The sequence below is a fragment of the Pseudomonas sp. G5(2012) genome, assembly GCF_000408945.1.
GTDB lineage: Bacteria > Pseudomonadota > Gammaproteobacteria > Pseudomonadales > Pseudomonadaceae > Aquipseudomonas > Aquipseudomonas umsongensis.
Genome location: NZ_APIO01000033.1, coordinates 69,500 through 93,959, shown reverse-complemented (window position 1 = coordinate 93,959; position 24,460 = coordinate 69,500). Strand labels below are relative to the sequence as shown.

At 60.1% G+C, this 24,460-nt stretch carries 20 protein-coding genes; 10 read left to right on the top strand and 10 right to left on the bottom strand.

Annotated elements, in window-relative coordinates; genetic code table 11:
• Window positions 1-86 precede the first annotated feature (86 nt).
• Window positions 87-275: a hypothetical protein gene (locus PG5_RS10925; RefSeq protein ID WP_020797184.1), complete on the top strand. Its 189-nt coding sequence runs from the start codon at window positions 87-89 to the stop codon at window positions 273-275.
• Window positions 276-298: 23 nt separating this feature from the next.
• On the opposite strand, the gene PG5_RS10920 is transcribed toward PG5_RS10925, so the two are convergent.
• On the bottom strand, window positions 299-670 hold the full coding sequence (locus PG5_RS10920; RefSeq protein ID WP_020797183.1) for a hypothetical protein: 372 nt from the start codon (window positions 668-670) through the stop codon (window positions 299-301).
• 255 nt (window positions 671-925) lie between these two features.
• Between PG5_RS10920 and PG5_RS10915 the strand changes: the two genes are divergently transcribed.
• A complete protein-coding gene (locus PG5_RS10915) occupies window positions 926-3,262 on the top strand; it encodes an acylase (RefSeq protein WP_020797182.1) in 2,337 nt (778 codons plus the stop codon).
• A 54-nt stretch (window positions 3,263-3,316) separates the two neighbouring features.
• Here the strand turns inward: PG5_RS10915 and PG5_RS10910 are convergent, their stop codons facing one another.
• Together PG5_RS10910 and PG5_RS10905 are read right to left on the bottom strand one after the other, a co-directional pair.
• Window positions 3,317-4,318, bottom strand: a complete 1,002-nt coding sequence (locus PG5_RS10910) for a FecR family protein (RefSeq protein WP_020797181.1) — start codon at window positions 4,316-4,318, stop codon at window positions 3,317-3,319.
• A 96-nt stretch (window positions 4,319-4,414) separates the two neighbouring features.
• Window positions 4,415-9,265, bottom strand: coding sequence for a dermonecrotic toxin domain-containing protein (locus tag PG5_RS10905; protein WP_020797180.1), 4,851 nt, complete (start codon window positions 9,263-9,265; stop codon window positions 4,415-4,417).
• Between the two features lie 183 nt (window positions 9,266-9,448).
• Between PG5_RS10905 and PG5_RS10900 the strand changes: the two genes are divergently transcribed.
• The gene (locus tag PG5_RS10900; protein ID WP_020797179.1) at window positions 9,449-10,489 is read left to right on the top strand and encodes an Ldh family oxidoreductase; all 1,041 of its coding nucleotides are present in this window, start codon (window positions 9,449-9,451) and stop codon (window positions 10,487-10,489) included.
• 84 nt (window positions 10,490-10,573) lie between these two features.
• On the opposite strand, the gene PG5_RS10895 is transcribed toward PG5_RS10900, so the two are convergent.
• Entirely contained in the window at window positions 10,574-10,891 is a 318-nt protein-coding gene (locus tag PG5_RS10895; RefSeq protein ID WP_020797178.1) for a YqjD family protein, read from the bottom strand.
• 164 nt (window positions 10,892-11,055) lie between these two features.
• On the opposite strand from PG5_RS10895, the gene PG5_RS10890 reads away from it, so the two are divergent.
• Window positions 11,056-11,307, top strand: a complete 252-nt coding sequence (locus PG5_RS10890) for a hypothetical protein (RefSeq protein WP_008061409.1) — start codon at window positions 11,056-11,058, stop codon at window positions 11,305-11,307.
• A 120-nt stretch (window positions 11,308-11,427) separates the two neighbouring features.
• On the opposite strand, the gene PG5_RS10885 is transcribed toward PG5_RS10890, so the two are convergent.
• Window positions 11,428-12,336 (bottom strand): LysR family transcriptional regulator, encoded by a 909-nt coding sequence (locus PG5_RS10885; RefSeq protein WP_042955336.1) that lies wholly within the window; start codon window positions 12,334-12,336, stop codon window positions 11,428-11,430.
• An 84-nt stretch (window positions 12,337-12,420) separates the two neighbouring features.
• Between PG5_RS10885 and PG5_RS10880 the strand changes: the two genes are divergently transcribed.
• The gene (locus PG5_RS10880) at window positions 12,421-13,344 is read left to right on the top strand and encodes a carbon-nitrogen hydrolase family protein (protein WP_020797176.1); all 924 of its coding nucleotides are present in this window, start codon (window positions 12,421-12,423) and stop codon (window positions 13,342-13,344) included.
• Here PG5_RS10880 and PG5_RS10875 read toward each other — a convergent pair.
• Window positions 13,334-14,761: a nucleobase:cation symporter-2 family protein gene (locus tag PG5_RS10875; protein WP_020797175.1), complete on the bottom strand. Its 1,428-nt coding sequence runs from the start codon at window positions 14,759-14,761 to the stop codon at window positions 13,334-13,336. The genes PG5_RS10880 and PG5_RS10875 overlap by 11 nt on opposite strands.
• 189 nt (window positions 14,762-14,950) lie before the next feature.
• Entirely contained in the window at window positions 14,951-15,844 is an 894-nt protein-coding gene (locus tag PG5_RS10870) for a LysR family transcriptional regulator (RefSeq protein WP_042955335.1), read from the bottom strand.
• Between the two features lie 101 nt (window positions 15,845-15,945).
• On the opposite strand from PG5_RS10870, the gene PG5_RS10865 reads away from it, so the two are divergent.
• The gene (locus PG5_RS10865; protein WP_020797172.1) at window positions 15,946-17,037 is read left to right on the top strand and encodes a polyamine ABC transporter substrate-binding protein; all 1,092 of its coding nucleotides are present in this window, start codon (window positions 15,946-15,948) and stop codon (window positions 17,035-17,037) included.
• 13 nt (window positions 17,038-17,050) lie between these two features.
• A complete protein-coding gene (gene speB / locus PG5_RS10860; RefSeq protein WP_020797171.1) occupies window positions 17,051-18,010 on the top strand; it encodes an agmatinase in 960 nt (319 codons plus the stop codon).
• Between the two features lie 24 nt (window positions 18,011-18,034).
• On the opposite strand, the gene PG5_RS10855 is transcribed toward speB, so the two are convergent.
• Window positions 18,035-19,087 carry an aldo/keto reductase gene (locus tag PG5_RS10855; RefSeq protein WP_020797170.1) on the bottom strand — a complete coding sequence of 351 codons (1,053 nt, stop codon included), beginning with the start codon at window positions 19,085-19,087 and terminating at the stop codon, window positions 18,035-18,037.
• Between the two features lie 168 nt (window positions 19,088-19,255).
• On the opposite strand from PG5_RS10855, the gene zapE reads away from it, so the two are divergent.
• The 3 genes from zapE to PG5_RS10840 all read left to right on the top strand — a co-directional run bounded on the left by zapE (window position 19,256) and on the right by PG5_RS10840 (window position 21,618).
• Complete coding sequence (gene zapE, locus PG5_RS10850; protein ID WP_033042471.1) at window positions 19,256-20,374, top strand: cell division protein ZapE; 1,119 nt, start codon at window positions 19,256-19,258, stop codon at window positions 20,372-20,374.
• A gap of 18 nt (window positions 20,375-20,392) precedes the next feature.
• Window positions 20,393-20,974 carry a DinB family protein gene (locus tag PG5_RS10845; protein ID WP_020797167.1) on the top strand — a complete coding sequence of 194 codons (582 nt, stop codon included), beginning with the start codon at window positions 20,393-20,395 and terminating at the stop codon, window positions 20,972-20,974.
• Window positions 20,975-21,126: 152 nt separating this feature from the next.
• Complete coding sequence (locus PG5_RS10840; RefSeq protein ID WP_020797166.1) at window positions 21,127-21,618, top strand: GNAT family N-acetyltransferase; 492 nt, start codon at window positions 21,127-21,129, stop codon at window positions 21,616-21,618.
• 132 nt (window positions 21,619-21,750) lie between these two features.
• Here PG5_RS10840 and PG5_RS10835 read toward each other — a convergent pair whose 3' ends face one another.
• Together PG5_RS10835 and PG5_RS10830 are read right to left on the bottom strand one after the other, a co-directional pair.
• The gene (locus PG5_RS10835; RefSeq protein ID WP_020797165.1) at window positions 21,751-21,966 is read right to left on the bottom strand and encodes a hypothetical protein; all 216 of its coding nucleotides are present in this window, start codon (window positions 21,964-21,966) and stop codon (window positions 21,751-21,753) included.
• A 109-nt stretch (window positions 21,967-22,075) separates the two neighbouring features.
• The gene (locus tag PG5_RS10830) at window positions 22,076-24,316 is read right to left on the bottom strand and encodes a TonB-dependent siderophore receptor (RefSeq protein WP_020797164.1); all 2,241 of its coding nucleotides are present in this window, start codon (window positions 24,314-24,316) and stop codon (window positions 22,076-22,078) included.
• Window positions 24,317-24,460: the final 144 nt, after the last annotated feature.

Here is a 24,460-nt window from a genome sequence, read left to right as displayed (position 1 = left end):
AAGCTAAAAATCTTCATCGGCTGTAACATAAGCCCCCGTTTGATGGATACACAGCGGATACATATTTTCAGCTTCAGGAATTACCAATGACTCAATCGCAACGTTTGAAATACTCGATTCTGATCTCCCTCGTGGTACTGGGAATCATGTTTGGCCTTTCGTATTTGCAGAACACCGGTGTCATCAGTGAAAAACTGTTCCAGTACATCGCCATTGGCGTGGCGGTGGTCGTGGTGGTCGTCAACGGCATGATGCGCCGCAAGGTCAAGCCCTGAGCGACGCGCCGGGCCTGGCTCGATCAGTCGTGGTGCAGCAGGGCGACGGCGCGTGGGTGGAGGCTGTAGCTCTTGTCCGCATTGAGGACAATCACGCCTTCGCTGCACAGGCGTTTCAACACTTCGCGCACACTCAGGAACGATAAGGGAATATCCAGTTCCAGCAACTGCGTGTGCACGCCGCGCACGCCCAGGCTGCGGTCGTTCTCGGCGGCCGACAGCAAGGCGTCGATGACTTTCAGGCGAATCAGACTGGTTCGCAGGCCAAAGCTCTTGAGCAGGATGCGGATGCGCTCGTTGCCGTGGCGCTCGGTACGCTGGTCGAAAACACCGACCCCAATGGAAGTGCCCTTTGGCGCTTTGCTACCGTCCGTTGGCAGTTGCGAGTTGTACATTGCAAAAACTCCTTTTCAGAGCCTGATCGGGAAAAATTGGGCGCTCTTGCCTTACAGACGCATGAGCGACCCAAATCATGAAGACTTAAATGTAGAAATTTCGTCGTCATGATGTGACCACTGTGTAAGGTGGCGTTGAAATGCGGTCCGCGACCGCCATCCATTCTCCTAAATTTTCGTCGTTTGCTTCGTCCCTAACAGGATGCGCAGTCTGTACGCAGAACTGTGACCATCGTTTTTCGATCAGGAGCGAGTGTGATTATTTCCAGCCAGTTAGCCAGGATAAGCCTGGCGGGTGTATTTCTCGGGCTGAGCCTTGCGGCGAACGCACACAACCTGCCTGGGCAGGCGAGTGCCGATATCCGCCGCACCAGTTTCGGTGTGCCGCATATTCGAGCCGAAAACGAGCGGGGGCTCGGTTACGGCATCGGCTATGCCTACGCTCAGGATAACCTGTGTTTGCTGGCCAACGAGATCGCCACGGTGAACGGTCAACGTTCACGGTTCTTCGGTCCGGACCCGTCCACCGTCGAAGGGCGTGAAAACCGCGTCAGCGATCTGTTTTTCACCTGGTTGAACACCCCGCAGGCGGTCGATGCTTTCTGGCAGGCGCAACCCCTCGAAGTGCGGCAGCTGATGGAAGGTTATGTGGCCGGTTACAACCGTTCCCTGGACGAGCGTCGGGCGCGGGGCCTGCCGCCGCAGTGCCAGGGCGATTGGGTGCGGGACATCACCGCGATGGATCTGGTCAAGCTGACCCGGCGCTTGCTGGTCGAGGGCGGCGTCGGGCAGTTCGCCGAAGCCCTGGCGGGTGCGACGCCGCCGGCCGCGGTCGCGGCAACTGGCCATGAGCAGGCTTCATTCCAGGTGGCCGCTTTACGCTTGCAGCGCTTTGCCCTCGATCGCGGCAGCAACGCGGTGGCGGTGGGCAGCGAGCGTTCCTTCAACGGACGCGGCATGTTGCTGGCCAACCCGCATTTTCCGTGGGTCGGCGGGATGCGTTTCTACCAGATGCACCTGACCATCCCTGGCAAACTGGACGTCATGGGCGCCGCATTGCCTGGATTGCCGTTGATCAATATCGGCTTCAACCAGCACCTGGCCTGGACCCACACGGTGGATTCGTCCAAACACTTCACGCTGTATCGACTGCAGCTCGATCCCAAGGATCCGACCCGTTACCTGCTCGATGGCCAATCCCTGCCAATGCACAAACAGACGCTGACGGTTGACCTCAAACAGCCGGATGGCACGGTCAAAGCGGTGTCCCACGTGGTGTACAGCTCGCAATTTGGCCCGATTGTGCAATGGCCGGGCAAGCTGGATTGGGATAATCAATTCGCCTATAGCTTGCGCGATGCCAACCTGGACAATGACCGGGTGTTGCAGCAGTGGTACGCCATGAACCGTGCCGGCAGCCTCAAGGAGTTCCAGGCTTCGGTCCATGAAATCCAGGGCATCCCGTGGGTCAACACCCTGGCGGCGGACGATCAGGGCCAGACGCTGTACATGAACCTGTCGGTGGTGCCGAACGTGAGCAACGAAAAACTCGCGCAGTGCAGTGATCCACGAATCGGCTTGCAGATGATCATCCTCGACGGTTCAAACAGCGCCTGCGCCTGGGACATCGACCCGCACGCCGCACAAAAAGGCATTTATGCCGCAAGCCAATTGCCGCAATTGCTGCGCAAGGACTTCGTGCAGCATTCCAATGATTCGGCTTGGCTGGCCAACCCGGCGCAGCCGCTCACCGGGTTCTCGCCATTGATCAGCCAGGACGGCCAACCCTTGGGGCTGCGCGCGCGGTTCGCCCTGGATCGCTTGGGTTCACTGGCCCAGTCCGGGCCGATCGCGGCGGCGGATCTGCAACAGATGGTGCTGGATGACCAGGTGTATCAGGCGGCGCAAGTGATGCCGGACCTGTTGCAATTCTGCGCGGCCGACCTGGGGGCCGATGCGCAGGCGCTGGCGCCGCTGTGTGCCAGTCTCAAGGCCTGGGATCGCAAGGCCAACCTCGACAGCGGCATGGGCTTCGTGCATTTCCAGAATGTCATGGAGGCGCTGGATCAGGTGCCCGATGCCTGGCGCGTGGCGTTCGATCCGCTGGACCCGCAACACACGCCGAGAGGCGTGGCGGTTGATCGTCCACAGGTGGCGCAGGCGTTGCGCCAAGCGATGCTGGCATCGGTAGAGCAGGTCCAGGCGTCAGGGCTCAGGAAAGATGCCCGCTGGGGCGATGTCCAAGTGGTCAGCAGCGGTGGGGAGCAAACGCCGATCCATGGCGGGCCGGGTACGTTGGGCGTCTACAACGCCATCCAGAGCGTGCCCAGGACCGACGGCAAACGCGAAGTGGTCAGCGGCACCAGCTACCTGCAAGTGGTGACGTTCGATGAAAAGGGCCCGCAGGCCAAGGGGCTGCTGGCATTTTCGCTGTCGAGCGATCCAGCCTCGAAATACTCGCGGGACCAGACGCTGGCTTTTTCGAAGAAGCAGCTCAGTGTGTTGCCGTTCACCGAGCAACAGATCCTGGCGGACCCGGACTATCAGGCCCAGACCATCCGTGAACAGGACGCCAGGGTGGTCACCCAGTAAGCTGAAGACGGATTGATCGAAGCGTGAAGGCCGCAGCCGCGAGGGCTGCGGCCTTCAGCTTTTCGGGGCTTGCTGCGGAATGGAGTTGAGGACCGGGTTGCCGTCCTTGTTGCGGGTCAGGTAGACCGGCAGCACCTTGGGCAGGGACGTCACCAGGGTATCAAGCTCCTTGATGTTGTAGATGCCGCCGATGCGGATCGCGCCGGTGCTGTTGTCGGCGACCATCAAGGGGTTTTCAAGGTAGCGGTTGATCAATGGCAGGGCATCGCTGAGCGCCAGGTCGTCGAGCACCAGTTTGCCGTTGCGCCAGGCCAGCGAGTTGTCGTTGTCGTAGGTCTGGCTGATCCGCGGAACGTGGTCGCCGTGGCGATAGCTCGCTTGCATCGAAGGGCCGAGCCTCAAGCCATCCCCCGACAGGTCATCGTTGCTGCTGACCAGTACCGAGCCTTCGACCAGGTTTACCTTCACCTGGTCTTCATACATCCAGACGTTGAATTTTGTCCCGGTGACCCGGATTCGGCCTTCGGACGCCTTGACGACGAATGGGTGCGACGTGTCGTGGCTGACGCTGAAGAACGCTTCGCCTTTTCCCAGGGTGACCTGGCGTCGATCCTTGTAATTGCTGTAGGTCAACTCGCTGCCCAGGTTCAGTTCGACCTGGCTGCCGTCGTTCAAGGTGACCTGACGCACACTGTCGGTCGCCTCGAAGTGTTGATACGAATTGGGCAGCCACCCCAGGTTCCAGCCGCTGTACGCCGCCAAAGGCAACGCCAATGCACAAACGGCCGCCGCCATGCCGACAGTGCGCCAGGACGTCCGGGTGCGGCGCACCATTGGCGCAATGCTGGAGTCTGGTCGCGGAAGATCGCCTGCAACTTCCCAGATTTCCAGCATGGCCTCGTACTCGACCAGATGCAGTGGATGAACATCCAGCCACTGCTCGAATGCCTGCCGCTCTTCAACGGTGCAGTCAGGTTCATGCAGGCGCATGCACCAATGCGCGGCGGCTTCGGTGATGGCGTCAAACTGGGCTTGCGAGAGAGGGGTGTCGGTCATTGACTCATCCTGATTTCCCGCATTCTAACCTTGAGGGCAGCTTGCGAAAACAGCCGTCATGGCATTTACCCATCAAACGACGGTTTATTTTCTGAATCAAGGCGTGTGGGTGTGAAGCTCCCGCCCGAGTTGACTGATTAACCAGGCCACGCTGTCAGCATTGCCAAGTTGTACCGCCAGGCGAGTCAGTGAGTTTTTTTTGAAGATCTCACGGGCACCGCTCAGGTTTTTTGCGCCCGTCAACGCCAGAATATGCGCTTTTACCCGACCGGTATCTTCCAAAGAAGAACTTCCCGGGTCTTCCCATTCGCCGGTGTCGGGATCCTGGGTCATGAACAGTTGTGTGTAGGGTGTCTTGATCGACAACGCGGCGTCCTGAACACTGGTCAGCGCATTTTTGAGCTGGCTGGCGGTCCCGCTGGCAGTGCCGATCAGATCGGCGAAAGGTCTACCAGGGTCCATGTAGGAAATGTCCTCGGTCTGACAAACGATGTGTGAAAGTTCATGCAGGAGAGTCGTCGCCCGTGCATGCGTACTGATCGGGAAGGTCTTGTCGGTAAGGTGTTGGCGGTAGTGCTCGTAACCGGTGTCAAAGAACTTTTCTCCCAGATAGATTTTCTTTTTTATGTCCTTCGGGACGACAAAACCGAATGTATTCTCGGCGCCTTCGATTACCCTGCCGACGACAAAACGATCGGACTTGGCCTTTCTGAGGGAAGGGTCCAACAAGGCGGCGAACATGTCGCCCACGACTTTTTCCAGCTTTTCCACATGTGCGGGCAGTACTTCTGGCACGTCGAGGAAACGCTTGATGAGTTGGTGCACGGGGGTGGTCGTGTCGTTGGCGTTCTTCAGCAACTGCAGGTTTTGAACACTGTTCCAGGCATAGCTCGTTGCCAGGTCCAGCGCTTCGTCGATTTGTCGGGCCTTGAGCGGGAAAAGGCGTCGTATTTGCGCCATTCCATGGGCGTCGATGTTCATGCCGTCCCAGGCCGCTGCCAGCGCATCCAGTCGGCGGATGAGGCCAAATTGCGGTGTGGGTACAGCCCGGTCGAGCACCCATTGTTTCGCTTCGTTTTGCCGTAGATAAGGGCCGAGCGCCTGTGTGTCGGCGATGCGCCAGCGGGTGCCGCGTTTGGCCACCGCGAATACCTTGCCTTCCACCGGCGCGTAAAGTTGCCGGGTCGTCGGGTGCGCGTAGAGCCCGGGTGTTGAGTCGGGCTTGAGCGTAGCCAGGTCGACGTGCAGACGTTCATGGCGCTTCAGGCCAGTGCGTTCGGGGGCGGTGACCTTGATGTCCTGCCATTTACAGGCGGCTTCAGGTTTTTCTTGCAGCGCAACGATCGACCTGGAAGTCGGCGCTGCGGGAATGTCCAGCGATTGGCGCAACGACGCGAGTTGAGCAATGCCGCTGATGAACGCCTTGATGGCCGCCGACCATTTATGCGTTTGCAGGTCTTCAGCGGATTGCTTGATGTCACGGTAGCTGTAGTACACCGTGACAGGGTAGGCCAGCTTGCCCATGAAAAACGAGTAGGCCTCGTGCAGGTCTTCACCCAGAACGTGCTTGATGGTTGCCCATTCACCCTGCTTTCTGTCATCGGACTGACAACCGAGCAATCGGCCCAACAACGCGGCATTGTCATGGAACAATTGACCGAACAGGTGCCCCTTGATGGGGTTGGATGCCAGCGTGACTTCGGCTCTGGTATTGCCCGAGGCCACCGGCGCGGCTCTTGTCGCCCGGTTGCTGGACGTTGCCATCCGCGTCTCCAGCAAGATCCGCTCGGGGTTCTCCAGGTTCATGAGTATCCAATCGAGCAGTGGGCCGCGTGTCTTCAGTTCGGCCAACAACTGGGCTTCGCTTGCGTATTCCTTCATCCCGTGCCGAGGACTGTGAGGGGCCAACAGCACCTGCGGCGCTGTGCTGTCTGCCGATGAACCGATCAGGTAGATGCCTGGCACCTTTACGGTTTGGCCGCTACTGACACCGAGGAACTCCAACGGCCGAATGATGGCGTGGGCACCTTCGACGGCGGCTCGGGCGATGGCGTCCGGCATGTCCATGACTTGGCGGACAAGGTCAAAACCGGTTTCGCTCAAGCGCTCCTGCAGTTTTTCTTCATGGGCGTGGTGCATCAGTTGCCAGGGCAGCTGCGTGTAGAAACGCTGCCGGCGAACCCTGTTTGCCTCTGTATCGGCGAGGGCTGCGCTGAGTATTTTCCGCTGATGCTCACCCGGTTTCAGATTGCGTATCAGGTCTTTGATGTAGCGTTCGTCGAAGCCTTGCGCAATGACCGTGGTGTCCAGGGACGTCAGTTTGAGGTGGACGGTGTCCAGATCCTTGAGGTGAGCCAACGCAAAATCGGTCAGGGTCTGGCTGCTGGATGCAGTCCTGGCACTCGCGCTGATCTCGACCTGGACCTTGTCGGGGTCGATGTTGAAGTTGTCTGCCTTGAGTTGTTTTTCCAGTTCATGGTGGGCAGTGCGCTGCAATGAGCGGATGCCGGTGAGGTAATCCTGGTCGTCCTTTACGTTTTTCAGGTATTGCTCAAGCAGTTCGCCATGCAGGATCAGCTCATTGATCGACGCCTTGGCCAGCCACGCCGGCAGTTTTTGCTGGGTGGCCAGGGACTGGGCAATGTCGGTCGCGCGACCGAGGCCAGTCATCGGCTCACGCAGGGCTACCAGATTCAACAGGTTGGCCAGCGGCGCGGGGGAGAGTGGGGTGGTCAGTGCACGGGTGACGAAGGCTTGGTCCAGATCAACAAAGGGCTTTTGCACATGGTCGAGAAAATGCCCATGAATCCGTTGCAGCGGCGCCAGCGTGTAGACTTTGCCCGGCGACCGCTCGCTGCGGCCGAGGTTTTCCAAGAGCATAAAACGATGATTTTCGTTTTCCAGGCGTCGTTCGAGCTCGTCCTTTAGCGGCGTCAGTGCCTTGAAGGCTTCGAATCCCAGTGCTGGCGTCCACAGAATGGCTTTGCCCGAGTGCACCGGATCCAGGCCACCGCGTTCAGTCAAGACAAAACAGCTGGCCAGTTTCAGCGGGGTTGCAGTGGTGCCAGCCTTCAACGCCAAGGCAAAGACTTCCGGTAAAAAGCCGTTCAATGCTGCTCGCTGCGAGTGTATGGGCGTATCGAGCACGGTTTTGATGATCGCCCGTTCTGACGCACCCAGGGTGCGCGAGACGGTGCGTAGCTTCAGTTCACTGCGCAGGGCCGTTGACAGGGTATGGGTAAAACTCGATTGCAAACTCGCCAGCGACAGGTTGACCAGGTTTCGCGCATCGGTGAACGTGCGGGTCGCCGTGGGAATGGCCGGGTGTTTTTCAAGAAGTTGATCGAGCGCCTGTTCGACCGAATTCAGCAGCGACAGCTCCTGTTTAGCCGACTCGGCGCGCACGGTGGCCGGTCGCGCGTTAATGCCGCGGTCCGGCCGTGTGCTCCAGCGTCCCTGGGCTTCAGCCAGCAGCAAGCGGTGATCGATCAATCCCCGGACGTCCAGGGCGTTGTCGAGCAGGGCGTGAGGGTCCAGCATGCCTTCGCTTTCACGGTAACGGCTCAACGCATGGCTGAGGTTTTGCCGTTGTTTATCCACGATGTCATGCATCAAGCGAGTAAACACCGAGCCGACGATGGGCTCACCGATGATCACCCGTTCGTTCGGTTGCAGACCCAGAAAGGTACTGCGTTCGTCCAATGACATGAAATTGAGCAATGTGTCTTCATGCCCCTCGCTTTCGAGCATCTGCAGGACGATTTTTTTCACCGCGGGCAGGTCGCTTGAGGCCTCGATGCCTCGGGACGGGCTGTACAGGAAACCCAACGAGTTGGCGCCGCCAATCATCAAGGTCGAGGCAAGCTCCGCAAAATGTTTGAAGGGGGCGGTGACCCGTACTTTTTCTATGCGAAGAGGGTCAATCGAGGCGGGGGCGAGGCTGACATTCATCAGTCGCTGGTATTGCTCTGTGGTCAAAGTGCCCTGCTGACGCTGGTGTAACAGTCTCGCGTGAAAAGTGTCACGCAAGCTCTCGGCGAAAAACGCCTGTCGCGACAAGCCATTGGCCATGGGCGTGTTCCAGAACGTCGCAAGCAGGCTGTGCAGGTGCGGGGTGAGACTCTGCGCGATTTCTTTTATTGCGCTTTCCCAGGCCTGGTTGTCGGCTTCGCTGCTGATGACGTGCTCGGGGTGTGCAAACACCCGGGAGTCGCCCCTTGGCCACTGGTTCGTCAGGTAAAAAACCAGCAGCGCGCTGCTCAATGGCATCGAGGCAACCGTATGCGTCGATTTGCCGTCATCAAACGCAGAACCTGTACCGACAAAGCTTTTCAGCTGCGTCAGGCGCTGGTCGAGTTTGGGGAACGACTTGTACAGCGAGTGCTTGAGGGTGTCGTCCAGCATTGATTGCAAGGTGGGCATCTTGACCAATTCGTCGATCATCGCCTTCAGGTTGTGTTCCTGCTGTTGCTTGAGCGTGAGTTCCTGATCTTCAAACACGGCACCGTCGATTTCGCGGGTGGAAATATCGCGTGCTGCGACGGCGGCCATGCGTTGTTCGATGGAGAGGAAACGCAACAGTTCACGTTGTCCAGTGGCCTGCGCCAACCACTCTTCAAGTTTGCTTTTGAGGTCGATCATGTCCGCGAATTTGATCAAGCCTTTCCACGGTGTGTAGAGCGTGACCTCGCCATTGCCGGGTCGGCTCATGGCAAAGCTGCCGGCCAACGGGATGTCGGCCTTGTCGGTCAAAGACAACAGCAGATTGAAGACCTGCATCGGTTTTACATGGCTTTTGCGGGCTGCCTGGGTCGGCAGGTAAACCGTCTTCAGCCAACTCAGATCGTCCAGGGTAAAGCCCAGCGCATTTTCCCGCTCGCCGGGTTGCCTGGCACTGGACGCGCGCTCAGCCTCGTCAAAAAAATACGGCAATGCAGGTATTGTCATGATGCTTCCTCGTTGGACTGCGACACTGTTCGGCGCAGGTCGTTGAATCGAGGGGCGACAATAGGGAGCGGGATCAGGTTGGGTGCGGTACATATTGCTTGCGCGAGAGACTTGACAGGACGCCGGTAAGAAAGCGCTTAATCGACATGTCGCCCGCCTCTAACAATAAAACTGGAGCTTCAGATGACCGCTTCGCCTGAAATGGCAGTCAGTTCGGCCAACTCAACCCTGGATTTCGATTCTCTCGTCCTGTTGCTCGAACGCATTTTCGTTCGGCACGGCACCTCCAACGAGGTTGCCAGGACACTGGCCCTCAACTGCGCCGGTGCCGAGCGCGATGGTGCCCACAGTCATGGCGTGTTCCGCATGCCCGGTTATGTGTCCACGCTCAAGAGCGGCTGGGTCAATGGCCAGGCCGTGCCTGTGGTCGAGGACGTGGCCTCGGGTTTTGTCCGGGTGGATGCCGGCAATGGTTTCGCCCAACCGGCGCTCGCCGCCGCACGCGCCTTGCTGGTGGAAAAGGCTCGCAGTGCCGGCATTGCGGTGTTGGCGATTCGTAACTCCCATCACTTCGCGGCGTTGTGGCCGGACGTCGAGCCGTTCGCCTATGAAGGGCTGGTGGCGTTGAGCGTGGTCAACAGCATGACCTGCGTGGTGCCACACGGCGCCGATCGCCCACTGTTCGGCACCAACCCGATTGCCTTCGCCGCCCCACGGGCAGACGGTGAGCCAATTGTCTTCGACCTGGCTACCAGCGCCATTGCCCATGGCGATGTGCAGATCGCCGCGCGCAAGGGCGAACGTTTGCCGCAGGGCATGGGCGTCGACAGCCTTGGCCAGCCGACCCAGGACCCGCAGGCAATTCTGGAGGGAGGCGCGTTGCTGCCGTTTGGTGGCCATAAAGGTTCGGCGCTGTCGATGATGGTGGAGCTCTTGGCGGCGGCGTTGACCGGCGGCAACTTCTCGTTCGAGTTCGACTGGAAGAACCACCCGGGGGCCAAGACTCCGTGGACCGGCCAACTGTTGATCGTTATCGATCCGGCCAAGGCGGCCGGGCAGAGCTTTGCCGAGCGCAGCCAGGAGTTGGTGCGGCAGATGCACGGTGTGGGGCTCAAGCGGTTACCGGGTGATCGGCGTCATCATCAGCGCGCCAAGTCCAGCGCGGGCGGCATCCAGCTGGATGCGGATACGCTGGCGAATTTGCGGGAATTGGCTGGCGACTAGATATTGAAATGTGGACCTGTGGGAGCGAGCAAGCCCGCTCCCACAAGGAATGCATTTCATTTTGAGGTTGTTTGCCGGTAGTGCTTACCGTCGCCCCAACAACAAGCCCACGACCAACCCAAAACCTGCGGAAATGGCCACGGTCTGCCATGGGTGTCCACCTATGTAGGTTTGTGTGGCTTCGACCGCCGGCAGGGTCCGAGCGCGGACGCTGGTAACGGAGTCCCGTGCCTGTTGGAGTTTCTGGGAGATTTGTCCACGAAGCGTGTCTGCTTCTTCACCGACCAGTGACGCACTGCTCTTGAGCAGTTTTTCCGACTCTTCGATCAGCGACTGAAGTTCGCTGAAAGCCTGGTCCTTGATCTGGTCTTCGGCAGCTTGTGCGGCGGTTTTGCGGGCCATTGGGTGACTCCTTGCAGGTAATGGACAGTGAACAATGGAGTCCGCCGCGATAGAAAAAGTTGCAGTGACATTGCGTGCGGACGCCATCCTGTTGAAAAATCCAGCGCAGGACATTTCTTCCTACAGTGTAAGATGTAGCCTATTTACGCAGCAGGTAATTTCCCATGAGTTTCAATCTGGCCGACAAACCCCTTGCCGAGCGCGCAGCGCTGGAAGACGAGAAATCCCGTCTGTTCGAACTCTGGCAAAACAACCTGGGCAAGGCCAAGGGCGAAGCCGCACGTCTGTTCGGTGAGCGCGCCAAGCGCAAGGGCAAATGGGCCGAGTGGGTGCGCGCCGAGCTGGATGGCATGTCGCCACCGGAGTTCTCGAACATGGTGCGAAGTGAAGTCAATCGGCTGATGGCCGCCAAATAATTTCTCGCGGCTGTACCCGATCTACTGTAGGAGCGAGCAAGCTCGCGATGGACGTCAACGATAACGAGGGCTTTCTGGGAGACCACGCTGTCCAGACGTTTTTCGCGAGCGTGCTCGCTCCTACAGGAAGCTGGCGGCAATCGCTTCACGCACCTTCACGACCACAGGATCGAGCTGGGTGCTGGTGCGCCAACCCATTTCAATCGGGTAGCGCGGCAACGCCAAGGGGCAGGGCAGCAGTGCCAGGCCGCTGAGCGTGGCGATGCTTCGGGCGGCATGGGCTGGGATGGTCGCCACCGCCTGGCTGCCCTTGAGCAGATGCGGCAACGCGGCGAAATGCGTGGTCGAAGCGCACACCCGGCGGCTAAGGCCCAGTGCGGCCAATCCTTCGTCAGTGATCCCGATAAAGCCACCCGATGACACCAGGATATGTTCACGGGTGACGAACTCTTCAAGCTCGATGGTTTGCTGTCCCGCGGCAAGACTCATCGGGTCGACCAGGCACAGGTAATCGCCTTCACCCAATACCTGGCGACTGAGCAACCGCTCGGCAAACCCGCCGGCCGTGATTGCCAGATCGATGCTGCGTTCCATCAAGGCGTGGGCGACGATCTGACTGTGGGTCTGGCGGAAGATCAGCCTCAGTTTCGGCGCGCAACGGGCGATTTCCTCGATCAAACGGCGACCGTAGGCGATTTCGAAATCATCCGACATGCCCACTGTGACCGAGCGCCCTTCGTAGTGATGGGCCGCCGGGTCAACCATCGCCAGGCTTTGCCGGCATTTGTTCAGCGCGTCGCTGACCACCGGCTTCAACTGATTAGCCTTGAGCGTCGGCGCCAGGCCGCGGCCGGTGCGCACAAACAACTGATCGCCATACAGCTCGCGCAGCCGGCGCAATGCCGCGCTTACCGCCGACTGCGTGACGCCCAGGCGCAACGCCGCGCGGCTGGCGCTGGACTCTTCGTGCAAGGCTTCGAAAACTTTGAGTAAGTTAAGGTCGACGGTGGCGATATTCATTTGGTTCATATCATTTAGCAGTGAGTTGGGCTTTATTGATGATCCGATGCCATCCGAGAATGAGCAACACCCGATTCGAATGGAGTTACCGCAATGCCCAAGTCAATCGTTGCAGCACTGCAAATCGGCGCTCTACCCGGCGGCAAGGCTGAGACCCTGGAGCAGATTCTCTCGTACGAAAATGCCATCCTTGAAGCCGGTGCGGCGTTGGTGGTCATGCCCGAAGCGTTGCTGGGTGGTTACCCGAAGGGCGAGGGGTTCGGCACGCAACTGGGTTACCGACTGCCGGAAGGCCGGGAAGCATTTGCCCGATATTTCGCCAACGCCATCGATGTGCCTGGCGCGGAAACCGAAGCGCTGGCGGGGCTGTCGGCGCGCACCGGGGCCAATCTGGTCATTGGTGTGATCGAGCGCGCTGGCAGCACCTTGTACTGCACCGCGCTGTATTTCGATCCGCAGGCTGGACTGGTCGCCAAACACCGAAAGCTGATGCCCACGGGCACCGAACGGCTGATCTGGGGCAAGGGTGATGGCTCGACCTTACCGGTGATCGACAGCCAGGTAGGGCGGATCGGCGCGGTGGTGTGCTGGGAAAACATGATGCCGCTGTTGCGCACCGCGATGTACGCCAAAGGCGTGGAGGTGTGGTGCGCACCCACGGTGGACGAGCGGGAGATGTGGCAGGTGAGCATGCGCCACATCGCCCATGAAGGGCGTTGCTTCGTGGTCAGCGCCTGTCAGGTCCAGGACTCACCGCAGGCCCTGGGCGTGGAGATCCCCCATTGGCCGGCGGACCGTCCGTTGATTGCCGGTGGCAGCGTGATCGTCGGGCCGATGGGGGACATACTCGCCGGGCCGCTGCGGGGAGGGCGCGGATTACTCACCGCCCAAATCGACACCGACGACCTGATCCGCGCGCGTTACGACTACGACGTCGTCGGTCATTACGCGCGCCCCGACGTGTTCGAGTTGACCGTGGATGAGCGTGCCAAACCCGGCGTCAGGTTCAACACTTGACCGGCACCTCCGGGTTTTCCATGACCTGGAGGATCGAGGCTTCCGGATCGAAATCGTCTTCTTCCAGCTCGATGAATTCCTCCGGCAGGAAGATGTTCAGCACGATAGCGCACAACGCGCCGACGGTAATCGGCGATTCGAAGATGTTATGCAGCGCCTTGGGTAGCTCGCGCAACACTTCCGGCACGGCCGCCACACCCAGGCCCATGCCGATGGAAATCGCCACGATCAGCATGTTGCGTCGATGCAATCCGGCTTCGGCGAGGATCTTGATCCCGGCCACGGCGACGGTGCCGAACATCACCAGTTCAGCACCGCCGAGCACCGGCTTGGGCATCAGCTGCAGCACGGCGCCGATCATCGGGAACAGCCCCAGCAGCACCAACAGGCCGGCAATGAAAAACGCCACGTAGCGGCTGGCCACGCCGGTCAGCTGGATCACCCCGTTGTTCTGCGCGAAGGTCACCATCGGCATGCTGTTGAACACCGCGGCCATGGCTGAGTTGAGGCCGTCGGCGAGCAGCCCGGATTTGATTCGGCGAATGTAGACCGGGCCTTTGACCGGTTGACGGGAAATCATCGAGTTGGCGGTCAGGTCACCGGCCGCTTCCAGCGGCGACACCAGGAAAATTACCGCCACCGGGACGAACGCCACCCAGTCGAAGGCAAAGCCATACTTGAACGGTACCGGCACGCTCATCAGCGGCACGGCCGGCAAGCTGGTGAAATCGACGTGGCCCAGCATCCAGGCGACGGCGTAGCCGAGGGTCAGGCCGATGACAATCGCACCCAGGCGCAGGAACGGCACGTCCACCCGGTTCAATATCACGATGGTGCCGAGCACCAGGGCTGCCAGGCCCAGGTGACTGGCCGCGCCGAGGTCGGGGGCGCCGAAGCCGCCAGCGATGTCGGTCATGGCGACCTTGATCAACGACAGGCCCATCAGGGTGATGATGGTGCCGGTCACGACCGGGGTGATCAGCATCCGCAGCTTGCCGATGAACTGGCTCAACACCACTTCGATGAAGGCGGCGAAGAAGCACACGCCGAAGATCGTCGAAAGGATTTCATCGGTGCCGCCGCCCCGGGCCTTGACCATGAAACCGGCACTGAGGATGACGCTGATGAACGAGAAACTGGTGCCTTGCAGGCACAACAGGCCCGAGCCCACCGGACCGAAGCGCCGGGCCTGGACGAAAGTGCCCAGGCCCGAGACGAACAGCGCCATGCTGATCAGGTAGGGGATTTCGCTCTGCAAGCCCAGGGCACTGCCCATGATCAGTGTCGGGGTAATGATCCCGACGAAGCTGGCGAGCACGTGCTGCAGCGCGGCGAACACCGTGGCGGTGAGGTGCGGGCGGTCGTCGAGGCCGTAGAGCAGGTCACTGTGGCGCGGGGTTTTTTCAGGGGAAGTCATGGTGGTTTATGTGCCGGGAGGCGGGGCCGGGTCAGAAAATGGAGGCGCAGGATGCCAGAAAGACTTTGAAACAGAAACTCGGGATTGTCCCAATCCCGTAGTGAGGGCATTCATCTGTGGTGGGTGGATTTATCTGTGGCGAGGGGATTTATCCCCTCGCCACGGATACATACCCAAGGCACAGAGTGTTCAGGCAAACGCCGCGAGCAGGTCCTCTTCAAACGCCTTCTGCGCATCCCCCGGTACCTGCGCGCGATGGCGAGCAAGGTGAAACGCCACCTCGAAACTCAAGTCGTCGCGACGTACTGGCCGCAGCAAACCCTTGTCCTCCCAACTGCGGGCGAAATGACTGGGCAGATATCCCACATGCTTGCCAGACAGGATAAAGGCGAGGGTGCCTTCAACCTGCTCCGAGCGCGCCGAGCAGACCTTGCCTTGAAAGGGCTCGTCGCTGCGCAGGAAACGGTAGGGGTGATCGACCCGGTCGCACGCCTGGAGCGCCTGGTCATCCGGCGCCTCGTCGGTGAACAAGGGATGGCCAACGGCGCAATACAGGTGCTGGGTTTCGGTAAACAGCTCGCGGTAGTCAAACGCGCTCTGGATCTGCGAGAAATAGCCGATGGCCAGGTCCAGCCGCTGCTGCAACAGCAAGCGCTCCATGTCGCCGGGCATGGCGCTCATCAACTCGATGCGCACCGATTCGTCACGCTCGCGAAAGCGCCGGATCGCTTCGGCCACCCGCTGCAGCACCGATTGGTCGAGCGCTTCGGACAAGCCCAGGCGCACCTCGCCGATCAAGCGCCCGGCCACGCCGTTGGACTGGTGACGAAACGCCTCGATGGACTGGAACAGGCTGCGCGTCGCACTAAGCAATTGTTCGCCTTTGGGCGTGATCCGAAAGCCACCCTTGCCACGGCTGCACAAGCGATAGCCGAGACGGGTCTCCAGCCGGGCCATTTGCTGGCTGATGCTCGACTGGCTCAGGCCCAGTTCACCCTGGGCTGCGCTGAAGCCACCGCACTCGACCACGCTGACAAACAGGCGCAGCAATTGAAGGTCCAGGTCATGCAGTTGACCGAGCATCAAACATTACTCCGGGATAATGTCAGGTTAACAATCTTTATATTTTACCAATGTAATCGACGACGCATCCTGCATCCACTTTCCCCGGTCAGGTGTTGGTCATGAATTGCCTATTCAAGCTGTGTGTTCCCGCGCTGTTCGTTGCCATGGCCACCGCGGCTCAGGCCGAGGACAAAGTCGTCAATCTGTACAGTTGGGCCAATTACGTCGCGCCCGAAACCCTGCAGCGCTTTGAACAGGAAACCGGTATTCACGTGCGCTACGACACGTTTGATGCGCCGGAAGTGCTGGAAACCAAATTACTCACCGGCGGCAGTGGCTATGACGTGGTGGTGCCGTCGTCCAGTGTCCTGGCCCGTGGCCTGGCGGCCGGTGCGTTGCAAGCCATCGCCCACGAAGGCTTGAAGGGCTACGCCAACCTTGATCCGGATCTGCTGGAGAAACTCGCGACTGTCGATCCCGGCAATCAATATGGCGTGCCCTACACTTGGGGCACCCTGGGGCTGGGAATGAATGTCGACGCGGTACAACAGCGCCTCCCGAACATGCCGCTCAACAGCCTGGACCTGCTGTTCAAACCCGAGTACGCCAGCAAGCTCAAGGACTGCGGCATTGCGATCATCGACTCGCCGCAGGAAGTGATCGGCCTGGCATTGCATTACCTGGGCAAGGACCCCTACAGCACCGACAAGAAAGATCTCGACGCGGCGCAAGCGCTGCTGCATCAACTACAGCCTTCGGTGCTGTATGTCGCAAGCGGCCGGCAGATCAACGACCTGGCCAACGGCAGCGTCTGCCTGGCCCTGGCTTACAACGGTGATGCCAGCATGGCTGCCGATCAGGCGCGCAAAGCCAACAAGCCCTATGAAATCGCCTATCGGATTCCCAAGGAAGGCACCCTGGTTTGGCAGGACAACCTGGCGATCCCCAAGGATGCGCCACACCCGGAAGCCGCGCGCCAATTCATCGAATTCATGTTGCGCCCCGAGTCCGTCGCCGCGCTTACCAACACACTGTTCTTCGCCACCGCCAACCAGGCAGCGACGCCGCTGGTCGACGAGGCGGTGCGCAGCGACCCGGACATATTTCCACCCGCCGACATCCGTCAGCGCCTGTACGCCGACCGCAGCATGAACCTCAAGGACATGCGCCAGCGTACCCGCGTGTGGACCACTTTCCGTAGCCGCCAATAACAAGGAACCTTCAATGGACGTCCCCCTGCAGAACGACCAGGCCATCACCCGTGACAGCCTTTATGGAACCGCCGCCGAAAGCACCTATGCCGGCATCACAAGTTTCATGCGTCGACGCTACAGCCGCGACTTGCGCGGCGTCGACGTCGCGGTCAGCGGCGTGCCGTTCGACACCGCGACCAGCAACCGCCCCGGCGCCCGCTTCGGTCCCCGGGGAATCCGTGCCGCGTCCACCGGGATCGCCTGGGAGCGCCACTGGCCGTGGACCTTCGACCCATTCGATCATCTGGCGGTGGTCGACTTCGGTGACTGCGACTTCGACTACGGTTCGCCGCAGTCGACTCCCGAACGTATCGAAGCCCATGCCGGGCACATCCTCGATGCGGGCAGTGCCATGCTGACCTTCGGCGGCGACCATTTCATCACCTATCCGCTGCTCAAGGCCCATGCGCGCAAGCATGGTGCGCTGTCGCTGATTCACTTCGACGCTCACAGCGATACCTGGCCGGACGAAGAGGGCAAGCGCATCGACCACGGCACCATGTTCTGGCATGCGGCCAAGGAAGGACTGGTCGATCCGTCACGTTCGGTGCAGATCGGTTTACGCACCACCAACGATGATCACCAGGGCTTTGCGGTGCTGGACGCGCGGCAGGTGCACCGGCGTGGCGTCGATGCGATCGTCGAGGCCATTCGTGCAAGGGTCGGCGACAACCCGGTGTACCTGACGTTCGACATCGATTGTCTCGACCCGGCGTTCGCACCGGGCACCGGCACCCCGGTGTGTGGCGGCTTGAGTACCGTGCAGGCGCTGGAAATCCTCGGCGGCTTGCGCGGGATCAACCTGGTGGGCATGGATGTGGTGGAGGTGGCGCCGGCCTACGACAATGCGGACATCACTTCATTGGCGGCGGCGACGCTGGCGATGGAGATGCTGTGCCTGTATGCGGCGAAACATAAGCTCGATCTGTAACACACGCTCCTACAGGGGGCGGTGTCAGGCCACCGGAATTTTCGGTAGATCCAGGGTTACACCCCCGCTGAACCGCGCGAACGACCCGGCTATGGATTCGTGCGGCACGCCCTTGGGCACATCACTGACCCCGTCGAGCCGCGCCAGATGCTCTTCGTCCAGTTCTACGCTCAACGCCCCCAGGGTTGCATCCAGTTGTTCACGGGTGCGCGAGCCCAGGATCGGAATCAGCGTGGTGGTCGAGCGCCTGGCTTGTTCGCGCAACCAGGCAATGGCCACGTGGGTGGGGCTCGCGCCCAGCTCCGTGGCGACGGCCAGCAGGGTATCGAGCAGGGCGGTCTCGCGGGCGCTTTTCTCGGCGTGAACCAACATCCCCAGTTTGCTGGCGCGGTTGTCGCCATCGCCAGTGCGGTATTTGCCGGTGAGAAAACCTCCTCCCAGCGGTGACCACAGGGTCGCGGCCAGGCCCAGGGCTTCAGCCATGGGCAGTTGTTCGCGTTCGGCGCTGCGTTCGGCCAGGCTGTACTCGACCTGGATCGCAGCAATCGGCGCAAAACCGCGCACTTCGGCCAACAGGTCGGCGCGGGCGATGCGCCACGCCGGAAAGTTCGACAGCCCGGCGTAATGGATCTTGCCGGCGCGCACCAGGTCGTCGAAACCGCGCAGGATCTCTTCCATCGGCGTCACGCCGTCGCTCATGTGTGCCCAGAACAGGTCCAGGTGATCGGTTTTCAGCCGCTTCAAGCTCTCTTCAACGGCGCGAACCATATTCTTGCGGTTATTACCGGTGTGGGAAATGCCGGCGTCCGGCGTCGTGCCCAGCGTGTATTTACTGGCGATGACCAGATGGTTGCGTTCGACTGCAATGAATTCGCTGAGCATGGCTTCCGACTGGCCCGCTTGGTAGCCGTTGGCGGTGTCGATGAAATTACCGCCCGCGGCGAGGTAACCATCAAAGATCCGCTTGGCTTCTTCGCGCTCGGCACCATGACCCCAGCCGGTGCCAAAGTTGCCGGCACCCAACGCCAGTTCGGAAACCCGCAAGCCGGTTTTACGGCCGAAAACTTTGTAATGCATGGGGGAGACTCCTGAGGGACCGTTCGAATAATTTATATGTTATGTGTCATCTATTAAATATGATGCCAATCATATTTTCCGTCAAGGCGTATTTTCCTTTAGCGAAAAGCACACAAACGGCGTGAGATTTCACAGATGACGCTGTCGACGGGTGGCATACTGCCGCGCATGAATGTCGACTCTCCCCTCAGTGCCTGGCAGCACGCGATCGAACAGAAGGGTTTCGTCCAGGACGAAGCTCAGGAACATGCCGTCTGGGCTCTGCAAAAGTGCCATGAAGCGCTTCATGAAGGCCGCAGGCCGATGATGGGCGTGTACCTCTGGGGTCCGGTCGGGCGTGGCAAGACCTGGTTGATGGACCAGTTCTACCAGAACCTGCGGGTGCCGGCCCGGCGTCAGCATTTCCACCATTTCATGGGTTGGGTGCACCAGCGTTCATTCCAGCTCACCGGTACCGCCGACCCATTGAAGGCCTTGGCCCGCGAACTCAGCGAAGAGGTGCGCGTACTGTGCTTCGACGAATTGTTCGTCAATGACATCGGCGACGCGATCATCCTCGGGCGCCTGTTCCAGGTGATGTTTGAACAGGGCGTGGTGGTGGTCTGCACCTCCAACCTGCCACCGGACCAGCTGTACGCCGACGGTTTCAACCGCGATCGCTTCACGCCGGCCATCGCCGCGATCAAGCAGCACATGCAAGTGATCGCGGTGGACGGCGGCGAAGACCATCGCCTGCATCCGGGGCAGGGCTTGCAACGTTACTGGGTGGCGGCGCCCGGTCAGCCCAGTGCATTGGCAGACGTATTCAAGGTACTGACCCTGGGCCAAGCGGTTTCCAGCGCGCCGATCAAGGTCGGCTACCGTTCGCTGGAAGTGGTTCAGGCCAGCCAGAGCGTGCTTTGGTGCCGTTATGCCGACCTCTGCGAGCAGCCCTTTGCCGCGATGGATTTCATGACCCTGTGCGACACCTTCAGCGCTATTCTTCTAGGTGACGTGCCCAACCTCAGCGCGCAAAAGCGCGCCGGGCGCATTGCCCGGGGCACTGAGGACGGGGTCGAGCGCGTGGTGGCAGGCGACCGGGAATTGCCGCAGTTGTCGGTGCACGATGATGGCGTACGGCGTTTCATCGCGCTGGTGGACGAGTGTTACGACCGTAAAGTGCCGCTGTACCTCGAAGCCCAGGTGCCCATGGACGCGCTTTACACTGAGGGCTACCTGGAATTTCCGTTCCGCCGCACCCTCAGTCGCCTGCAGGAAATGCAGCTGCAACGTTTTGCCGAGGCGTGAATTCCAGGAGGCGTGAACATGAATCAACCTCTGTCACACCATTTGTTGACCATGGCCTATCAGAATGCCTGGGCCAATCACCGGTTGGCCAAGGCCTGGTGTCAGTTGAGCCAGGAGGCGTTGGCGGCCCCCCGGGTCAGCTTCTTTCCCAGTATCATCGCAACCCTCAACCACATCCTGACCTGCGACTGGTTTTACGTGGATGCCCTTGAGCGCGAGTTGCGCGGTGACGACCCTCATCCTGATTGCTACGTGTTCTTCAAGGACGACGAGCCGTTTACCCAGGCCGTCGACCTCAAGCGCGAACAGGCGCAGGTCGACCGGCGATTGATCGCCTACTGCGAACAAATGCGCGACGTCGACCTCGGCAAGATCGTGACCATTGCCCGGGATACACCGCAATACGACAGCCGCCTGCGCCTGCTGTCGCATCTTTTCGAGCATCAGATTCATCATCGCGGGCAGGTGCACGCGATGCTCAGTGGGACTTCGGTGAAGCCGCCGCAGCTGGACGAGTTTTTCTGTGCCGGCGAGTCGCACCTGCGGGCTGAGGATTTTGCCGAGCTGGGATGGACCGAAGCGTTGATCTGGGGGCATTGAGATAAAAGATCGCAGCCTGCGGCAGCTCCTACACCGAACTCTGAGCTGCCGCAGGCTGCGATCTTTTGATCTTGCAACACACATGACGCTCAGGATAGGGTCGTAGTCCGATGCTGACGTATCGGGACTACTTTATGTGATCGAGGATGGAAATGGATTCCGCAGAAATTCTTGTGCTTCAAGCCAGCTATACCAATCCGGTACATGCCGAGGCGATCTGCCTGGTATTGAACAGTTACGCCGAAGATCCAATGGGGGGTGGTCATTCTCTTCCTGCCACAGTGCTGGAGCATCTGCCGGCTGAATTGGCCAAGCGCCCCCATGCGTTCAGCGTGCTGGCCTTCGTGGGCGGCGAACCGGCCGGGTTGATCAATTGCTTTGAAGGGTTTTCGACCTTTGCCTGTCGGCCATTGGTCAACGTGCACGACGTGGCGGTGGTGCCGAAGTTTCGCGGCTTGGGTCTGAGCCAGCGGATGCTGCACAAGGTCGAGGACATCGCTCGCCAGCGCGGCTGCTGCAAGATCACCCTTGAGGTGCTGGAAGGCAATGGGCCGGCGCAGGCGTCCTACACCAGGTTCGGCTTTGCCCCGGGAGAGTTCGATCCGGCGCACGGGCGCATGATGTTCTGGATCAAGCCGCTTTAATCCCCCTGTGTAGGAGCGAGCATGCTCGCGATGGACTCAAGGACAACGAGGGGTATCTGGTGCCCCGCGTCATCGTTGACCACCATCGCGAGCATGCTCGCTCCTACAGAAAGACAGACAGGCAGAAGTCGATCATTTCGGCCTATAGGACTCGGTCATTTGCGCGGTTTGATCGTCCGGCACTCGCAGTTCCTTCGCCTGGCCTGGCGTGATGTTGCCCAGCGCCACCTGCTGGTTGTAGTGCAAGGTCTCGTAGTAGTAGCGCATGCGTTCGGCGCCGCCTTCGGCAAAGGCGCTGGCGGAGCCTAACGTCATCAGGACTGCGAGGATCAACGTGGATCTTTTCATGGTGTGCCTCCCACTTACAGATGTCGGATGCCTTTCGTCCATGAGTCAATGAATCAAAGTCGAACGCTCATTATCCGCCGATTCCGTTAAATGGGAATTAACATCGCCTCTAGAGTGTCCAGTCCAGGCTCAGGGTCACCGTGCGCGGATCGCCCCAATACACACCGTTATAGAACCCGACGTTATCGTAGTACTTCTTGTCGAACAGGTTGTTGACGTTCAACGAGGCTGACAGGTGCCGCTCGAATGCGTAGCGCGACATCAGGTTGACCACGGTGTAGGCCTGCTGGCGGATGTCCGTGCGCGCGGTGACCAGGCTGCCATCGGCGCCGCGCCCGACCGGGCGACTGGCGTTGCGATACACGTCGCTCTGCCAGTTCACTGCAGCACCCACGGTCAACGGCTGCCACTCGCCGGGCAAGTGATAAGCCGTGGAGAAGCGCAGCATGTTCAACGGTTGGTTGGTGTTGTTACGTTCCTTTTCACCGTTGACCGAGTGGGTGTAGGTGTAACCGGCGGTCATGTTCCAGCCCTGCATGACTTCGCCTGACGCCTCGGCTTCAAAACCCTGGACTTTGTTGCCCTTGCCGCCGGACTTGAAGAACTCTTCGCCGGTGACCGGGTCCGGCGGAACGGAATCGTCAAGTTCCGCGACGTTGTCCTGCTTGCTCCAGAACAACGCGGTGGCGAGGTTCAATCGCTCTTCGAGCAGGCTGCCCTTGAGACCCAGTTCATAGTTACTGCCGACCACAGGTTCAAGGTACTTGCGATTGCTGTCGCGGTTGGATTGTGGTTTGAAAATATCGGTGTAGCTGACGTATGCGGTGTACTGCGGGGTGAGGTCGTAGAGCAACCCGGCGTACGGCGTCCACATATCATTGTGCTGTTGGCTGCTGTGGTCGACGCTGGTCAGTTGCAGGTTGGCGTCATAGGCGTTGGTGGTGCTTGAGGCCTTCCAGCTGCCGTAGCGGCTGCCGAGTACCGCGTGCAGTTCATCGGTGAGGCTCAGGCGCGTGGCCAGGTAGCCGGCCTTTTGCCGAGTGTTGTCTTTAGCCCCGGAAAGGCCGGTGACGGTGTCGGGAAACTTGCCGATGTTGCCCATGTACTTCCAGTCGGGGACGTTTTCGTAATCCGCGGCCCGTGGGCCGTCTTGCGTGAAAGGACTTTCTTCGCTGCGTTCGGCCTCGCCATAGCCGACCATCATTTCGTGGTAGCGTCCCAGCAGTGTGTAGGGGCCGGACACGTTGAAGTCATAGGCTTTCATTTTTTGCGTGCCGATCATGTGACTGACGTTGGCGACCATGCCGCTGCGGTCCGCCTCGGGAAAGCCGCCACCGGCATAGTAGATCTTGCCGTCGGTGTCACTTTCACGGTGGGTGTAGGCGGCCTTGAGTTGCCACCCGCCACCGAGCTGGTGATCGAGGTTGGCGAACGCAGTCTTGTCCTTGAGCGGCCAGGAACTCCAGGACGTGGCCATGTTGGTCGAGCGCCCAAGGTTGGCCTTGCTGCCGTCAGCGTTCCAGTACGGCACCGTGCCCCAGGACGTACCTTGCACGTGCTTGTCCTGATAGTCGTAACCCACCGCCAGCAGGGTGTCGTCGGTCAGGTCGGCCTCGAGCACCCCGTAGCCGACTTCCCGTTGCTGCTGGTATTTGTCCCGGTACGAATCGCTGTCGCGATAGGCCACCACTCCACGACCGCGCAGTCGCCCGTCGAAAGCCAGCGGACCGCCGACGTCCAGGTAGCTGTAGTAGTCGTCATAGCTGCCGCCACTGACGCCGGTCTTGGCCTCCCACTGCGAAGTCGGTCGCTTGCGCACCATGTTGATGGTGGCCGAAGGGTCGCCTGCGCCGGTGGTCAAGCCCGTTGCACCGCGTACCACTTCGATGCGGTCGTAGATGATGGTGTCGGAATCGGACTTCATGTAGCTAAAGGTATTCAGCATGCCATCGACCTGGAAATTGTTGATCGTGTAGCCACGCGAGGAATAGCTGACACGGTCCGAGTCGTTGTGCTGGACCACCACGCCTGTGGTCTGGCTCATGGCTTCGGACAGGCTACCGAGTTTGAAATCGTCCATTTGCTGGCGCGTGACCACGGAAACCGATTGCGGCGTGTCCTTGATCGACAGGTTCAGGCGGGTGGCCGTGCTCATGGCACCGGTGGTGTACGACTCGGTGTTTTCAGTAGTGCTGCCCAGGTTCTGGGCGGTGACGTTGGTGGCACCGAGCATGAGGGTGGACGCCAGCGGGGCGGGCTCGGTCTCGGATTCAGCCAGTAGATCCGGGCTCAGTGCGGCGCCGCACAGGCCAAGGGTAAAAGTCATGGAACGGGTGATAGGCGCGAACATCGCGGCCGACTCCTTGTCGTCGAGGGAAAATTCCGTTTATGCAAAGACGAAGGAGGGGGGAGGGATTTAGGGGTAAACGAGAATAATTATTATTATGACGTTGCTTCCTACAACACGAAACAACTGTGGGAGCGAGCCTGCTCG